16 protein-coding genes are annotated in these 16,819 nt (G+C 48.2%); 8 read left to right on the top strand and 8 right to left on the bottom strand.

The features are described 5' to 3' along the window. Positions 1-41 precede the first annotated feature (41 nt). Positions 42-731 (bottom strand): ABC transporter ATP-binding protein, encoded by a 690-nt coding sequence (locus RQM65_RS14230; protein WP_314016040.1) that lies wholly within the window; start codon positions 729-731, stop codon positions 42-44. A gap of 91 nt (positions 732-822) precedes the next feature. On the opposite strand from RQM65_RS14230, the gene RQM65_RS14225 reads away from it, so the two are divergent. After that, entirely contained in the window at positions 823-1,533 is a 711-nt protein-coding gene (locus tag RQM65_RS14225) for an arylesterase (RefSeq protein WP_314016038.1), read from the top strand. A gap of 47 nt (positions 1,534-1,580) precedes the next feature. Here the strand turns inward: RQM65_RS14225 and RQM65_RS14220 are convergent, their stop codons facing one another. Further along, entirely contained in the window at positions 1,581-1,838 is a 258-nt protein-coding gene (locus tag RQM65_RS14220; protein ID WP_314016036.1) for a hypothetical protein, read from the bottom strand. 477 nt (positions 1,839-2,315) lie between these two features. On the opposite strand from RQM65_RS14220, the gene RQM65_RS14215 reads away from it, so the two are divergent. Together RQM65_RS14215 and msrA are read left to right on the top strand one after the other, a co-directional pair. Continuing rightward, positions 2,316-3,635 (top strand): invasin domain 3-containing protein, encoded by a 1,320-nt coding sequence (locus RQM65_RS14215; RefSeq protein ID WP_314016034.1) that lies wholly within the window; start codon positions 2,316-2,318, stop codon positions 3,633-3,635. 125 nt (positions 3,636-3,760) lie between these two features. Continuing rightward, positions 3,761-4,450: a peptide-methionine (S)-S-oxide reductase MsrA gene (gene msrA / locus RQM65_RS14210; RefSeq protein WP_314016032.1), complete on the top strand. Its 690-nt coding sequence runs from the start codon at positions 3,761-3,763 to the stop codon at positions 4,448-4,450. A gap of 252 nt (positions 4,451-4,702) precedes the next feature. Here msrA and RQM65_RS14205 read toward each other — a convergent pair whose 3' ends face one another. Then, positions 4,703-5,131: an organic hydroperoxide resistance protein gene (locus RQM65_RS14205; protein ID WP_314016031.1), complete on the bottom strand. Its 429-nt coding sequence runs from the start codon at positions 5,129-5,131 to the stop codon at positions 4,703-4,705. Positions 5,132-5,701: 570 nt separating this feature from the next. Between RQM65_RS14205 and meaB the strand changes: the two genes are divergently transcribed. Genes meaB through RQM65_RS14190 form a run of 3 tightly spaced genes read left to right on the top strand, consistent with a single transcriptional unit; the run spans position 5,702 to position 8,587 of the window. Then, positions 5,702-6,745 carry a methylmalonyl Co-A mutase-associated GTPase MeaB gene (gene meaB, locus RQM65_RS14200; protein WP_314016029.1) on the top strand — a complete coding sequence of 348 codons (1,044 nt, stop codon included), beginning with the start codon at positions 5,702-5,704 and terminating at the stop codon, positions 6,743-6,745. 26 nt (positions 6,746-6,771) lie between these two features. After that, positions 6,772-7,731 (top strand): glycosyltransferase family 2 protein, encoded by a 960-nt coding sequence (locus RQM65_RS14195; protein WP_314016027.1) that lies wholly within the window; start codon positions 6,772-6,774, stop codon positions 7,729-7,731. Beyond that, positions 7,715-8,587: a lysylphosphatidylglycerol synthase transmembrane domain-containing protein gene (locus tag RQM65_RS14190; protein ID WP_314016026.1), complete on the top strand. Its 873-nt coding sequence runs from the start codon at positions 7,715-7,717 to the stop codon at positions 8,585-8,587. Before RQM65_RS14195 ends, RQM65_RS14190 begins: the two co-directional genes overlap by 17 nt. Positions 8,588-9,031: 444 nt before the next feature. Here RQM65_RS14190 and RQM65_RS14185 read toward each other — a convergent pair whose 3' ends face one another. The 5 genes from RQM65_RS14185 to mazG all read right to left on the bottom strand — a co-directional run bounded on the left by RQM65_RS14185 (position 9,032) and on the right by mazG (position 14,176). Further along, positions 9,032-10,690 carry an ArnT family glycosyltransferase gene (locus tag RQM65_RS14185; protein ID WP_314016024.1) on the bottom strand — a complete coding sequence of 553 codons (1,659 nt, stop codon included), beginning with the start codon at positions 10,688-10,690 and terminating at the stop codon, positions 9,032-9,034. Continuing rightward, positions 10,687-11,262, bottom strand: a complete 576-nt coding sequence (locus RQM65_RS14180) for a phosphatase PAP2 family protein (protein ID WP_314016022.1) — start codon at positions 11,260-11,262, stop codon at positions 10,687-10,689. Before RQM65_RS14180 ends, RQM65_RS14185 begins: the two co-directional genes overlap by 4 nt. Positions 11,263-11,451: 189 nt before the next feature. Then, a complete protein-coding gene (locus RQM65_RS14175) occupies positions 11,452-11,679 on the bottom strand; it encodes a DUF8828 family protein (protein WP_314016020.1) in 228 nt (75 codons plus the stop codon). Positions 11,680-11,770: 91 nt separating this feature from the next. After that, on the bottom strand, positions 11,771-13,156 hold the full coding sequence (locus RQM65_RS14170; RefSeq protein ID WP_314016018.1) for an MATE family efflux transporter: 1,386 nt from the start codon (positions 13,154-13,156) through the stop codon (positions 11,771-11,773). Positions 13,157-13,390: 234 nt separating this feature from the next. Further along, positions 13,391-14,176: a nucleoside triphosphate pyrophosphohydrolase gene (gene mazG, locus RQM65_RS14165; protein ID WP_314016016.1), complete on the bottom strand. Its 786-nt coding sequence runs from the start codon at positions 14,174-14,176 to the stop codon at positions 13,391-13,393. Positions 14,177-14,636: 460 nt separating this feature from the next. Between mazG and RQM65_RS14160 the strand changes: the two genes are divergently transcribed. Further along, a complete protein-coding gene (locus tag RQM65_RS14160) occupies positions 14,637-15,473 on the top strand; it encodes a sugar phosphate isomerase/epimerase family protein (RefSeq protein ID WP_314016014.1) in 837 nt (278 codons plus the stop codon). A gap of 23 nt (positions 15,474-15,496) precedes the next feature. Continuing rightward, entirely contained in the window at positions 15,497-16,435 is a 939-nt protein-coding gene (locus tag RQM65_RS14155) for an SMP-30/gluconolactonase/LRE family protein (RefSeq protein ID WP_314016013.1), read from the top strand. The last annotated feature ends 384 nt before the right edge of the window (positions 16,436-16,819 follow it).

Below are 16,819 nucleotides of genomic sequence, written 5' to 3'. Positions count from 1 at the left end.
CCAATTAAAATTGGTCTTGGTCGGATTGCCCTTGTCGTTTTTCACAGCGGTACCGTACTTTCGTTAGCGATTACTTTTCCGCCCTTCAACCGGAGAATGCGCTGGTTTCTCCGGGCCAGTTCAAGGTCGTGGGAAACAATGACCAAGGTGGTACCGGCCTCCTGGTTCAGTTCGAACAGCAGTTTCACCACCTTTTCGCCGGTCTCCTCGTCGAGATTCCCCGTAGGCTCATCGGCGAATAATATGGAAGGGTTACTTGAAAATGCCCTGGCCAAGGCCACCCGTTGCTGTTCGCCCCCCGAAAGCTGGGAGGGGTAATGATGGAACCGGTCCGCCAGTCCTACCTTGTCCAGCAAGTCCTGTCCGGACCGGGTGGGACTTTTAAAACCCTGTAATTCCAAGGGCACGATTACGTTTTCAAGGGCGGTCAGCGTGGGTAGCAGCTGAAAGTTCTGAAAAATAAAGCCGACCTCCCGGTTGCGCAACGCAGCGCGCTCGTCTTCGTTCAATGATGCCAGGTCCGTACCGCAGAGCTCTACCGATCCGGCATCCGGTCGGTCAAGACCGGCACAGAGTCCCAATAACGTAGTCTTTCCGCTACCGGAAGGGCCTACAATAGCGAATGTTTCCCCCTCTTCGATATCGAAGGTAATATCATTTAGCACCGTCAGCTCTTTAGTTCCACTAATATAGCGCTTCGTCAGATGGCTAACGTTTAATATCTTTGCCATAAAATTGCGTGATTTTTTTGTGCCCGCCGGTTGTTAGGTTTACGGAGACGGAAAAATAGGCAAATGATTCCTATTCTAAGACCTTACAACTATGCAGAACATCTTAAAGTTTCGTTATATTTTAATTGTGCTCTTGATCTTCTCCTGCGGGGAAGGCCCGAAAAAGAATACTGAACCGAAACCCGCCCGAACCCCCGACGCCGTCACTAGGGCCGCTATAACATCAGAAGAAAAAACCATTCTTTTCTATGGCAATAGCCTCACGGCGGGGTATGGGCTCGATACCGAAGAAGCGTTTCCGGCCTTGATACAGAACCGGTTGGATTCCCTGGGCCTAAACTACGTCGCCATCAATTCCGGCCTGAGCGGGGAAACCACTTCGGGGGGACTCAACCGGTTGGATTGGGTACTGAACCAAGATGTGGATATTTTTGTTTTGGAGCTGGGGGCTAACGACGGGCTCCGCGGTATTCCCATTACGGAAACCAGAAACAACCTGCAGGCCATCATCGATAAAGTACGACTCAAAAATCCCGATACGGAGATTATACTGGCGGGTATGCAGATCCCTCCGAACATGGGTCAACAATATACCGATGATTTTCGACAGATTTTTCCCGAGCTGGCAAAAAAGAACGACATCCCGTTAATTCCGTTTTTATTGGAAGGGGTAGCCGGGCGTCCCGATCTCAATCAAGACGATGGCATCCACCCTACTGCAGCGGGACAAAAAATAGTAAGGGACAATGTTTGGGAGGTTTTAAAGGACGTCATTCAAGAAGAAAGGGTATTATTACAGTAATAAAAAGCCATCCTAAAAGCGAATGCTACATCTAGGGCGTTCATCGTTTACGCCCATTTCATCCATTTTTTTCCTAAGGTAAAAGAAAGCTCCCGGCGGATAATATTATCCCTCATTTTATAAAGGATGGTGGTTCCGGTACTTGCGGTAGGCGAAATTCTATCAAATGAAGTGGACACAACGGGCCGTTTGAAGATTCGTTCATCGGTTTGGTTGTTGCGATTGTTCTCTTGTGCCGGGTCGACCATGGCGGTTACGTTAAAACTAAATACCGTTAAGGTTACCAAAGTCAAGATGCATCTCATAGTCCACAATTTTAAAACCGATTACATCTTACTAACGCCACCTATGAATTTTTACTAGGTAATTTTCGGTGAAGGGTATAAATTTTCGATAAAGCGTTAAAAACCGGATGAACCGCAGGGTAAAGTAGGGTAAAAGAGGACTCGACTGTTACTATTCCGGTTTATGGTAGGTCAATTCATCGACACGGCGGGGGCGAAACTCATGTTTCCCGAAAAAATGATTTTTATGGGGAAGAAAACACCAAAACAGACAAAAATCAGACGAAAAGAACTCGGTTTATTCCATCCGGTTCTATACCTTGCGCTTTCTTAGAGTTAAAACTTTTCTTACAAATAGATGTCGATACCCTTATCGTAAAGATCGTCATTTCATCGATAAAATGACATAAAAATTGATAGTAGCAAGTCTTTTGAATAGTTTTGACCCGTAATTTCGGATAAATGTAAATTGAATTATTAATTATAAATGTACAGATTATGAAGCTCAAATTTTTTAAAAGGTATTTTCTGTTTGCATCGTTGATCGCCTCATTTGCGATGCTACCCGCCGCATGCAGTAGCGATGACGGGGGCGACGAACCTCCGGTGGTAGTTGCTACGCCGGACCCTGCGAATCCGAACACCACGATTACCGCCGAATCGCCAGTAACTGCCGACGGCACCGCAACCTCGAAAGTGACCGTAAAAATTGCCGACACCGACGGGAAACCCATTGCCAACAGTGCCGGGAAGGTAGTCTTGACCGCCACAGGTTCGGCCAATGTATCGGATGTGACCGACAATAAAAATGGCAGCTACTCCGCAACGGTCACCAATACCGTTGCCGAAACCGTTACTATTTCAGGGGCATTGGACGGAAAGGCTATCACGGACAAGGCAGAGATTGTCTTCGAGGCCGCTGCGATCGTAGCCGGTGATCCGGACCCGACCAATGAAAATACGACTTTAACGTCTACCGCCCCGACAAACGAAAATGGGGTATCAACAGCCGAAGTGACCGTACAGCTCGCCGATGCCGATGGCATTCTTTTAGCTGTTTCCGGTGGAACCGTCACCTTGACCGCTACCGGGTCAGCGACCCTTACCGATGCGGGCGTTGTTGATAACGAGGATGGTACATATACCGCAATTTTCGAGAATAGCGTGCAGGAGAACGTAACGATTTCAGGAGCTTTGGACGGAGTTGCGATTACCAGCACCACGGACATCACTTTCAACCCCGAGGATGCCAACCCGGCGATTGAAGGGGTTCAGCAAACTCCCGAAGCAGAGATACAAGGTCCTTCCTTAATCCGAATTAATAGCGGAGGACCGGAAGTTACCTTGGACGGGAAGGTTTTCTTGGCGGACCAGTATTTCGATACGGAGAACACCGTAGCCTATACGAACCCGAACGTGACCGACATAGCCGGTACCGAAAGTGACTCGCTTTACCTGACGGAGCGGATTACGAAGGACGGAACCAGCATTAGAGGCCCGTTCTCGTATAACATTCCCGTGACCAACGGCACCTATACCGTCAAGCTGTATTTTGCCGAGATTTACTGGGGTCTTGAAAACCCAGAAGGGTTTGAAGGTGACATTGGAAAACGTATCTTCAACGTCAGCATGGAAGACACTCAGATATTTGCGGGTTACGACCTCGTAAAGGACGTAAATCCTGCTACGGCCAGTTCAAGAATGTACGATATCGAAGTGACCGACGGCGTACTGAACATTACCTTTGAGGCCAGTGTCAACAAACCGAAGATCTCGGGCATCGAGGTATTCGGTACCGGAACTGTCGGTGATATGTAATTTAGGATTTGCTGAACAGATAAGCATCCTTTTAAATTTTGGCAAGACTGTCCGGAAAATTTCGGACAGTCTTTTTTTTTGAACCTTCCCAGAAATTTTTCGTACATTAAAACAAAAACGCAGCTATGAAAATATTCGGAAATACGATATTAGTTCTTGCTTTGGCGCTGACCTATTCCTGCCAATCCAGTCCCAAAAAAAACAAAGCCGCTTCTTCGGAAAAGGACACGGCCAATCACATCCAAAATCCCACCGCCCAGGAATTGGATAAGTTAGAGACCGCTTATTTCGCGAGCGGCTGTTTCTGGTGTGTAGAAGCTATTTTTGAAAGTGTAAAAGGAGTCAAGGAAGTCGTTTCAGGCTACGCCGGGGGCTCCCAGGCAAATCCCACCTACGAACAGGTGGCCGGTGGTCGCACGGATCACGCCGAAGCGGTCAAGGTATATTACGATCCTGAGGTCATCTCCTTTACCGCGTTGGTTCAGGTTTTCTTCGGTTCGCACGATCCGACCACCCTCAATCGGCAGGGGCCGGATCGAGGACCACAATATAGATCCATCGCATTCTACCAAAACGATCGCGAAAAGGAAATTATCGAGGGATACATCAAGGCCCTGAAAGAACAAAAGGTTTATCAGGGGGAACCTATTACCACGGAGGTGACCGCTTTGAGTAAATTCTACGAGGCGGAGGACTATCACCAAGACTACGAACGTAAGAACCCCAACAACTCGTACATAACGAACGTTTCCGTCCCGAGGTTAAACCGATTTAAGGCGAACTTTTCCGACTACTTAAAGGAAGAGGCGCATTGAGAGGGGGATGATAGACGTACACGGAATTTATAGCTTGGTCCGATTGTTATTTCCCGTGAACAAAACGGAGGCTATGCAATTGTACCATAAACGAAAGGAAGAAACACTAAGGTAGCTAAAGGCGGAAAAAATTTTGGATGCTTAGATGCGAAACCCATAAGAAAAGCCATCCTATCGATTGAATGGATGGCTGTTGACTTTTAGAGGGATGCTATTGGAACTAGAAGGGGCGCTTTTCGAACTAGGCGCTGATCACACCTCCTCTACCAACAGATTTAATTTTACGGTAATGTTGTCTCGTGTGGCCTTGCTATAAGGGCAAATTTCATGCGCGGCATTGACCAATTTTTCACCCGTTTCTGTATCCACCGTGGGTAGCAGGCAATCCAAGGTGACCCCGACAAAAAACCCGTCCTCATCCTTGTTAAAGTTTACCGTAGCCGTGACCTTGAAATCGCCCAGATCCTCTACACCGTGCTCCCCTGCGACCGCTTGTAGGGCTCCGGCAAAACAGGTGGCGTAAGCCGCGGCAAAAAGCTGCTCGGGGTTGGTGGACTTTCCATCCGTTTTACCGTCGGCGTCCGGCATCTTGATATCCATATCGATAGCGCCGTCCTTGCTTTTTACATGTCCGTCCCTACCACCCGTATTTGTGGCTTTGGTCTTAAAAATTGTTTTCATCGTTTAGAATTTTTAGTGTTTTTTGGAATCTTTCCGAAGATAGTTCCGTACCCTTGAAAAAGCTAAAATCGACTATTAAAATTATGTGAAAAGGATGATGTGGGCAAAAAGGAGAAAGTATTCCGTAATTTGTGAGCGTGGGATAATGGGTATTGAGTACTTAGTACTTAGTATTAAGTAAAAATTATTGGGGCTGCGGTGTGATGCTTTGCGGGGTGGTGGTGTGGTTTGATGCGGGTGTACGTTGCGGAGGCGGTCGTTTGAAGTGGAGGTGAAAAGGTTTGTAGTCCGGGGAGTTGGGGAGGCACCAATTGTTAGGTGCCAAGTGTGAAGTGCGAAGTGCGAAGAGAAAAGTTTGTAGCTGAAGGAGCTGGGTCGAAGGTACGACATGTGAGGTGCTGAGTGTGATTTTTGATTCACAGGCACACGCAGCGAAGTGCCGGGCGCTTGGGGATTAAACTGCAAGATGTGGGAAAAGGCATTCGAAAAGTAGCGATAAAAGAGTAAAGAAATTGCTCAAATCGGGCTAACCACCCCCTGAGGAGGTGGGTTTTTTAAGATGAACTAAAATTGGAAACGGACAACCATATTCGGGGAAAGCGAACACCTAAAGGGCAAGGCAAAAAACAGCCTTCCCCTTCAGCAGACGACTTGGTGGAAGGCATCCTAAAAGGAGATACCGCAGCTTTGGGCAAGGCCATAACTTTAATCGAAAGCAACCGGGACGACCATCACCAAATAGCTAATAACGTCCTCCAAAAATGCCTATCCCAAAAAAAAGAGAGTATCCGCATTGGTATTACCGGGGTGCCCGGGGTGGGGAAAAGTACGTTTATCGAAACGCTGGGGGGACTTCTCACCGAGCAGGGAAACCGGGTGGCAGTATTGGCGGTGGACCCGACCAGCAGCCAGAGCAAGGGCAGTATTATGGGGGACAAGACCAGAATGGAAGCCCTGGTAAAAAATCCGCGCGCCTTTATCCGGCCCTCGCCCTCAGGGGAACTTCTGGGCGGGGTGGCACGCAAAACCCGGGAGTCCACCCTCCTCTGCGAGGCAGCGGGCTATAACATCGTGCTTATAGAGACCGTAGGGGTCGGGCAGAGCGAAACGGCAGTTCACGGGATGGTGGATTTTTTCCTATTGCTAAAACTGTCCGGCGCGGGCGATGAGCTGCAGGGCATTAAAAGGGGCATTGTCGAAATGGCCGATGCGATAGTGATCAATAAGGCGGACGGAGATAATATCAAAAGGGCGGAGGCAGCCGCCAAGGAATTTAAAAAGGCACTTCATCTCTATCCCCCCAAACCAAACGGATGGACCCCGAAAACGATGACCTGTTCCGCCACCGAGAATACCGGTATCGAAGCGGTATGGGAGATGATCCGAACCTACATCGAACAAACCAGGAAAACGGGCCATTTCAAAGAAAAACGCAAACAGCAAAACAGAAATTGGCTTTTCGAAACGATCGGGGAACGCCTAAAATCGGAATTTTTTCAGAGCGAGGCCGTACGACCCGTTATAAAGAAATTTGAAGCCCAAGTGATGGCCGGTACCCTCTGGCCGTTCCAAGCCGCCGAACAATTGATAGGTAGGTTTAAAAACAAAAGCTAAATTTGCCATAAACCGATATCCAGCACATGCATCCCGTAACCTCCTCCCTACTCTCCCTAGTCATCCCGCTTTATAACGAGGCCGATAACGTTTTGCCCTTGACACAACAGATCCATGAGGCGCTGAAAGGTTACGAATACCAGATTGTCTATGTCGATGATTTTTCGGAAGATGCGACCCGCTCGGTCGTCAACGGAATGAACGATAACCGCGTGCACCTCATCGCCCTAAAAAAGAACTACGGACAGAGCCTGGCCCTAGCCGCGGGAATCGATTATGCAGAAGGGGAGTATCTCATTACAATGGACGGGGACCTGCAGAACGACCCTAGCGATATCCCGAAAATGCTGGAATTTGCGGTCACCGATGAATACGACGTCGTTACCGGAATCCGCCAAAAACGGCAAGACTCCCTCGGGAAAAAGATTCCCTCTAAAATCGCCAATTTTTTAGTCCGACGCGTGACCCGGCTGGATATCAAGGACAATGGCTGCGCGCTAAAAGTATTCAAGAGAGAAGTAGCTAAAGACCTAAACCTCTACGGGGAAATGCACCGCTTTATCACCCTTCTCGCCCATTTGGAAGGGGCCCAGATCAAGCAGGTGCCCGTCAAACACCATGCCCGACATTCCGGGGTGTCGAAATACGGACTCGAGCGCGTGTTCAAGGTCGTGGCGGACATGATGCTCCTGCTCTTTATCCGCAAGTATTTCCAGAGGCCCATTCACCTCTTCGGTATTTTCGGATTCTTTTTGATCATCATCGGAATTCTGATCAATATCTACCTGCTCATCGTAAAATTCGGATTCGGGGAGGATATCGGTACCCGTCCCTTGCTGATTTTTGGGTTGATGTTCATTTTGGCCGGGGTTCAACTGTTTACTATCGGTATCGTCATGGAGCTATTGATCCGCACCTACTACGAATCGCAACAAAAAAGACCGTACCGCATCAAAAAAATATCCATCGGTGGCGAAGTGGCGTAAACAAGGCATAGCCCTGCTCAAAATCGTCGTCAGCCTGGTTCTGGTCTATTTTGTGTTCACCAAGGTCGATTTCGGGGAAGTCTGGAGTATCCTTCGAAAATCCCGGCCGAACTTCTTGGGACTGGCGCTGCTGTTCTTCGTAGGCTCAAAAGTCCTTTCTGCCTTTCGGCTCAATCTCTACTTTCATCAGCTCGGCATCCCGTTGACCCAAAATAGCAACCTAAAGCTTTACCTGCTCGGGATGTTCTACAATCTGTTCCTGCCCGGGGGAATCGGGGGGGATGCCTACAAAGGCTATCTGATCCGGAAAAAGTTCGAGGTGCGTACCAAAAAGGTAGTGTCCGTCCTGCTCCTCGACCGATTAAGCGGAATGTTGTTGCTCTTTGTCTTCGCCTGCACGTTGGCCATGGGGCTTGACGACTCGGTGTTGGGCGACTATCGCATCGTATTCGGAGTGGCCATAGTAGTGGGAATTTTCGTGTTTTGGGGGTTGAACAAACGCTTTTTCGGATATGTGTTTCCCATATTTTGGAAGTCGGTCGGGTATTCGGCACTGGTACAGGGCCTACAGCTTGCTAGTCTGTACTGTATTCTATCCGCCTTGTCCATATCGGACCAAATACCGGCCTACCTTTTTGTGTTCTTGATATCCTCGATTGTTTCGGTGGTGCCCCTGACCATAGGAGGGATAGGCAGTCGCGAGGTCACATTCTACTACGGTGCCCTTTGGTTGGGACTGGACCAGGATACCTCCATCGGAATCAGCATGGCTTTTTTTTTGATTACCGCCCTTGTTTCGTTTTTAGGAATTTATTTTCACTTTCGGAAACCGGAGTTGGGAGTCGTTAGACATTAGGCGTTGGGCGTTGGGCGTTGGGCGTTGGGCGTTGGGCGTTGGGCGTTAGGCGTTAGGCGTTAGGCGTTAGGCGTTAGGCGTAAAATAAACGAAAATCGGGAAACTTTGGACAAAGCTAGCCCCTGGATTTGAACTTGAAAATTTGTGCTTGAGGCGAGAACTGGTCGTTGCAGGCGACCGGATTAAAAAGAACGAAATTCTGGGAACTTGGGCAAGGCTTGCACCTGAATCTGAACTTGAAAATTTGTGTCTGATGTTGAGAACTGGTCGTTGGCGGGAGACAAGGTTGAAATGAGCATAATTTTAGAAACTAGGGGCACGGCTAGCGCCTGAATTCAAATCGCTGATCAGAGTTCGCAATCACGGGTCACAGGCCCGACTAAGAGCCTTAGTTCTTTTCTTTGTCCCTTATCTCTTGTCTCTGTTCCTTACTCTTTAGTTCTCCTAATAAATATGAATCAAATGCATATTGTCCAGCGTCCTTTTGCGGGTGGCAGGGTTGAGGAATTTAGTGCTCAGGCGGGTAATCCTGAAATGGGGCCTGGTGTACTGGCGGTCCCAATCGAAGCCTTGGTCCCGGAGCTGCCGAATTTCGGCATCGCTGACGTATAGCCAAACATTGTCTTCTTGCTTCAAATTTTGGGAAGAAAAGACGCCTAGCGGTTTTTGGTTGTAAAAATCAAAGGACCAGGTATGGAAATCGTCCAGCTTATAGATGTTATCCACTGGAATCTGTTCTTCCCTGACCACCTCGCCCATCTCGGAACCAGCCTGATAGGTCAATAGATTGGGATAAAAATGCAGGTTTAAAACGGCATTCAATAAAAGGGAGCTATAAACCGAAAGGGTGATGATCCTAAGATAATAGGCTTCCCGTTTCAAACAAAAATAAGTGATAATCAGTAATAGCGCTACCAGCAAAATGGACGCGTAAATATGCGCAAAAGGAAACACGAAGAAACATATGAACAGCGTGGCCACAAAAACAATACCCAAAATAAAGTACTGAAAGCCCAATAGAACTTTCAACGGTTTCATACGGTTCGCTACGTACAGCCCATTGATATAGGCAGCCGTCAGCACCGAGAACAGGGGAATGATAATGTTCAGGTAATGGGGCAGTTTGAACTGTGAAAAACTGGCGATCAGAAAAAACAAGGTTATGGTCCCCAGGGTCAAAAATTCGTATTTGGTGTCGTAGGCGAATTTCAGTCTGAACAACGTCCGTATCCGAGATGCAAAGGCGGCAAGGCCCAAAACCGTCCAAGGGAGAAAAACCCATAAAAAAGTATGGAAAAAGAAAAAGTAATCCCCACTATTCGTTCCCATCCCCTCGCCGCTGAGCCGTTCGAAACTCTGTTCCCAAAAAATAAAAAAGATACCGCTGCGGTCGCCCCTGCCACGTATGATCTTTTCAGGATGCATATCGAACTGCAGATAATAGGCATAGAGCATCGGGGCAATGGCCAATGAAAAGACGAGCAACGCCACCAGCAATTTCCAATGAAACAAGGCGGTCCACTTGCGGGTATAGGCCAGATGGCACAGCACCGCGATCCCGATGACCAAAAGGGCAATCTGGCCCTTGGTCGAGAACGCAAGTCCCGCGCCCAAAGCCCCCAGAATGATGGCGATGGTAGACCTATTTTCGATGTAGGTGACCAGCTGCCAAATGGCGAAGATGGTAAAGCCGGTAAGCACGGCATCGGTACGGACATCGATAACGGACAACATAATGGTCTGCGAGGTCATAAAGACGAGGGCAGCCAATTTTCCCGTATCGAGATTATAAAGTAACCTTCCCAAGCCGAAGCAACTGTAGGCGCCCAACAGGGTAACTAAAATGCCGGGAATGCGGTAGGCCCAATCGTGGAGTCCGAATAGCTTGTACGACAGGGCGGCAAGCCAATAGTGCATGTGCGGTTTGTCAAGATATTCTTCGGAACCTTTAAAAAGGTTGATAAAATCGTTTTCCTGGTACATCCGCATGGCCATAACGGCGAACTGTGCGGAGTCGTTCTCCATCAAGGTCACGAAGGTGCCGGCAATATACACCAGTACAATTAGGATTATAAAGAACCAGTACCTGCCGTTGGAAATCATTTGGGAGATTTAACGAGCATAAAGGTAAAGAACTTTACAAAAAAGGCACTTATGATCAGGCCGATCACCGCGCCGGAAAGCACGTCTAATGGAAAATGTACCCCGATATAGATACGGCTATAGGCGACCAGAAACGCCCAGACCATTAAGAAAATTCCGATGTAACGGAATTTATGCCTCAGTATTAAAGTGAAGAAAGTCGCCACCGCAAAATGGTTGGCCGCATGAGCGGAAAAATAGCCGAACTTGCCCCCACAGTGGCTTTTGACCAGGCGCATGGCCTCCGCCACCTCCTGATCATAACAGGGTCGGAGTCGCTCCACTCCGTACTTAAAAAGGTTGGCCAACTGATCGGTCGCGGCAATCATTATCACTACGGTCACCACAGCAACCACCGTCTTCTTGATCCCCAACGTTTTATAGGATAAAAACAATAACAGCGCATAGACCCCCAAGTTGACAAAACCCGTCTTATCGGTCATTAAGAGCCAGAACGGGTCCCAAGCTTCGTTTCCTAAATGGTTCAGGAACAGAAACAATTCTTTGTCGTACTCAAGTAGGATGTCAAACATATCGAACCGATATTGGAATTGTTCAAACTAAAGAATTTGCTCAAATCGGGCTACCCCCCCCCGAAGGAGATGGATTTTAAGGACGAACCATTAGGACTTCCTAAAGTTTTTAAAGGTTAAAAAAACATCCTATCGGCCCCTTTCAAGCAATGGGACAAGTTTGCCGAAACCAAGAAAGTCAGGCCAGCACTATTCTTCGTAACGGGAAACTTCCCGATCATAGAAGGTGTTCGCCTGTTCGATCAAGCTTTCGGCCTCGGATTCCAGCTCCTTTTCATCCTCTCTTGAAAAATCTTCCAGCCATTCTACCTCGTCGTTCTCCAAATTGATGATAAACCTGGGGTATTCGGTATGTACCACAAATATCGCGGTCGGATAGTCGGTATTGTCACCTAACAGAAATTTCGGAAACTCCATAAAAAAATCTTTTGTTTTAATCTATAATTGAATCATAGAACACTAGTTCGCTACCACAGTAATCCACTAGCTCACTAACCCACTATCTTTCCTATCCATCAATCTCCAACCGCTTCTCCACTATCAGCCTATCGGTCAAGTAATGGAAACGAATATACAAGAGAATGGCCGAAGCGGTAAGGCCCGCCAAGAGGCCGATCCAAATACCCGTACTTTCCAGATCGGTCTTGAGTCCGAGATAGTACATCACCGGAAAACCGACGCCCCAATAGGCGACAAAGGTAATCAAAGTGGGAATCTTAACATCTTGGAGTCCCCTTAAAGCGCCGAGCACCACCACCTGCACCCCATCGGAAATCTGGAAAAAGGCGGCTACCAATAGCAGTTCCGCCGCCAAGGTAATCACTTCGGTATTGTCCGCCATGTTCACCAAATCATCTACATCGAGGTACAAGGTCGGAAACCAATGCCGACCGATGAGAAACAGCCCGGCGAACAGGATTTCCAGCAAAAAGGTCAACAGGAAGATGGACTTCGCAATACGTCGCAGTTCCTTAAAATTCCGCAATCCCTTTTGGATGCCGACCCGCACCATGGCCGCTACCCCAAGGCCCATTCCGAACATAAAGGTCATACTGCTCAGGTTCAGGGCAATCTGGTTGGCAGCCTGTGCATTTTTACCCAATACGCCGCTTATCCAGACCGCGGACGTAAAAATGGCGACCTCGAAAAACATCTGCAAGGCCGATGGAAATCCAAGGCTAATAATCTTTTTGATTACTTTTCGTTCCAATTTCCTGAAGTTAAATCCCGTAACGTAAAATCGAAACTTTTGCTTGCGCTTGAGCAGGTACCAAAGATACGCGACCATCAAAACACGCGCGGTCAGGGTGCCGATGGCCGCCCCAACGATTCCCATTTTCGGAAAACCGAAAGAGCCGAAAATCAGTAAATAGTTCAATACGATATTGATGACGTTGGCCACGATGGTCGCATACATAGGATATTTCGTCTGGGAGAGTCCCTCTGAAAACTGTTTGAAAGCCTGAAATATGATTAGCGGCACCAACGAAAAAGCTACAAGATCTAAATAGGGAATCGCCAGTTCGACCACTTCGGGCGGCTGTTCCATAAAATACATCAGGGGCTTGGCCAGCAAAATGACCCCAAAAAGGGCCAGGCCCAGCACGGTGCACAACAGAAGACCGTGCTTTAGGGCGCTCTTCCCGTCCGCGCGGTTGCCGGCCCCGTCCGCCTCCGCCACCAGGGGCGTAATCGCGGTAGAAAACCCGATACCCAACGACATGGCGATAAAAACAAAACTGTTGCCCAACGATACGGCGGCCAATTGGGCGGTACCCAACTGCCCGACCATGATATTGTCCGCCAACTGCACAAAGGTGTGACCCAACATACCCAGGATTACGGGCACGGCGAGCTTGATGTTGTAGCGGAATTCTTTGGTGTATGCTTTCAAGGGAAAGTTATTCTAACAATTGGATTGCTGCCCGTGCGACTGTCAATTTGAAGCTCCGTGTTCTTTGCTGCTTTTTGTTCTATGTTCAAGTTCTTAGCGCTCTTTTATATTTTTTCTGGTCTTAGTGCTATGTCATTTGCACACTTCCGACTGCACACCGCGCACTGTCACTGCCCCCTAAACCGCTCACTGTTCACTGCCTACAGCAACTGCATACTGGCCACTGACCATCGCTCACTGTCCCCTGCCAACTCCCTTCGCCTCTTCCCAAAAGACATCCATTTCCGCAAGCGTCATGTCCCCCAGCGGTTTGCCAAGTTCTTTGGCTTTTTCTTCCAAGTATTGAAAACGGCCAATGAATTTTTTGTTGGTGCGTTCGAGGGCGTTTTCGGGGTCGATATTTAGAAACCGGGCGTAGTTGACCAATGAAAATAGCACATCCCCGAATTCCGCCTCCATTTTACCCGAATCCCTTTCCGTAACCTCTGCTTCAAATTCCTGCAGTTCTTCCTGTAACTTCTCCCAGACCTGCTCGGGTTTTTCCCAATCGAAGCCTACACCCGTAACCTTCTCCTGAATACGGTTGGCCTTTACCAGCGCGGGGAGTCCTTTTGGAACGCCTTCCAATACAGACTTCTTCCCTTCCCGAAGCTTGATATTTTCCCAGTTGCGCTTGACATCGGCCTCACCTTTGACCTCTACATCGCCATAGATGTGGGGGTGCCGATTGATCAGCTTTTCACAGATGTCGTTGCAGACATCGGCGATATCGAAATCGTCGGTTTCGGAACCGATCTTGGCGTAAAAAACGATATGCAACAACACGTCGCCCAATTCCTTTTTGACCTCCTCCAGATCATTGTCCAATATCGCATCCCCCAATTCATAGGTCTCCTCGATGGTCAGATGCCGCAGGCTTTGCATCGTCTGCTTTTTATCCCACGGGCATTGGGCACGGAGCTCGTCCATTATCGTCAACAGACGGTCGAACGCCTTTAACTGTGTTTGTCTGGAATTCATCCTATTCAAAAAATTTGTGCAAAGGTAATTATCTATTCCGCTTCCCGCCCCATAATTGCGCAAACCTTAGTAATCCACGCTATAAGATGGAGAACCTACAATATTTTTAATATTTCCACTACAAAACCATCCTCCATCCAAAGAACTACGGACTCACATTTTCAATGTAAATCGGATTTCTACAACTGTCCGTATCGAAAAAGTCCCATTCCTAGAGAATAAACTCGTACCCATCCGTCCAAAATAAATGTACAAGTTTTGCAATGTCTTTTTTCGATCATTAAGTAAAAAGAGGTACCAATCCTTCTTGAAAAACGTAATTCCTCTACCAAATACTTGATTCATTCCCATAACTCAGCAACAGGTAATTCCCACACATACATTACAGTCATTTCCGAAGCTTCCGCCTAGCAAAAGGTTCGTTATTTTTCATTATCTTCATGCGTTCAACCTTCATACTATGAACAGACGTAGAACTTTTTTACGGCAGTCCGGCGCCCTTGCCCTTGGAACGCTGCTGCTGCCATCCTATAGTTTCAAACCCAACAACGTCCAAAAATTCGGGGTACAATTGTATTCATTTCGAGATGAAATGGCCGCGGATGCCCTGGGGACCCTGGAAAAAATTGCGGCCATCGGTTTTAAGGAAATCGAATCCGCCCGGAGTGGCAAGGGTCTTTATTACGGACTTTCGCCCAAGGAGATGAAAACGGCCTGCGAAGATTTGGGGATGAAGCTGACCAGCGGCCACGTCGCCCTTGACGACGATTTTCAGAACACAATGGAGCAAGCGGTGGAATCGGGACAGGACTATGTGATCTGCTCCTCGTTGCCGAGCAAAGGCCAGACGGTGAACAATTACAAAAAGGTGGCGGACCAGTTCAACAAGGCCGGGGAAGCCTGTCGGGAATTGGGACTCAAATTCGGCTATCACAACCACGAATACGAATTCGAATCGGAAAACGGAACCGTACTTTTCGACGTGCTAATGGACCACACGGAAGATGACCTGGTACACATGGAACTCGACCTGGGATGGGTCGTCGTGGCCGGCAAAGACCCCTTGGATTATTTTGCAAAGTATCCGGGACGCTTTCCCCTATGGCACCTGAAAGATATGGATATGGACAAAAAGGAAAGCACTGAATTCGGAAAAGGAGGCCTGGATATCCCTGCCATGATGGCCCATCAAAAAGAATCGGGCGTGAAACATATCTATATTGAACAGGAAGAGTACACGAAAAACCCTACGGAAAGTATGAAGGAAAATATGTCTTTTTTGCGCGAGTTGGGATAGAAGGCGACTAAAAACGAAAATCGATGAAAGACCAAAATAATATGAAAACTTCTTTGACCGTACCGCTACAGCTATTCGCACTGGCTCTTGTTCTGTTGGCCGGGGCCTGCAAAGCCCAAAAAACGGCCGACCAAAAAATTATCGCCGATGGGGCAGAGCTTACCTTGGTAGCGGACGACTACGAATTTACCGAGGGACCAGCCGTTGACAGCAAGGGGGACGTTTATTTTACCGATCAGCCCAACGACCGTATCATGAAATGGAATGCGTCCGATAACTCCGTTTCCGAGTATATGAAACCCGCGGGACGTTCAAACGGACTCTATTTTGACGATGAGGGCAACCTTTTATCCGCTGCGGACGAAAAAAACGAATTGTGGCGTATCGATCCCGACAAAAATGTGACCGTGCTGACCGATGGTTTCGAAGGAAAAAAGCTCAATGGGCCCAATGACCTTTGGGTCGATGGCAAGGGAGGCATCTACTTTACCGACCCTTATTACCAACGCAGCTGGTGGACGCATAATGAGCCGCCACAGGAAGCCCGGAGCGTCTATTACCTAGCTCCCGGGACCGATACCCCCCGTGTTGTCGGAGATATCGATTTCGAACAGCCCAACGGCATCATCGGCTCTCCCGATGGCAAGCTGCTCTATGTTTCGGACATCGACGCCAAAAAGACCTACGAATACGATATTCGCGACGATGGCAATCTGTACAGCAGGAAATTGTATGCAGAAATGGGTTCCGATGGGATGACCATCGACAATCGGGGCAACGTCTATCTTACCGGGGACGGTGTCACCGTATTCGATAAGTATGGAAATCAAATTCAGCACATTCCCGTTCCCGAAACGTGGACCGCCAATATCACCTTCGCCGGTCCCGATCAAAAAACACTGTTCATCACAGCCATGGATTCGGTATACACGCTGGAAATGGTAGTACATGGGGTACGATAAACATGAATAACAACCACTTGTAGAATAAAGGATCGAAACCTTTTAGGCTTATCTGCCGGGGTACGACCACCTTGAAGAACCGCTTATAACGAATCACCCTGACCCAATTCGAACACCGGGGGCGTCCAGCAAATGGGCATCCGATTCGGTTATGACGATGAAGTACGGCTCCATCTGAAAAAACTATCCGTAAAATGGAGCCAGACCCATAAATCATTCTACGTACCGCTAACCACTGAAAATTGGAACACGCTATACCCATTTGCGAAGAAAGAATTGGTATGTTGACTACCGTGCGCTGCAAAAAGAGAAAACGACAGCGCAGAAAGCACCCGAATGGAAAGTGACCACGCGAACAATGAGCGAGCGGCCAATGAACCCGGG

It is taken from the genome of Pricia mediterranea, assembly GCF_032248455.1.
GTDB lineage: Bacteria > Bacteroidota > Bacteroidia > Flavobacteriales > Flavobacteriaceae > Pricia > Pricia mediterranea.
The sequence above is the reverse complement of the archived record's forward strand: the minus strand, read 5'-3'. Positions and strand labels throughout refer to the sequence as shown.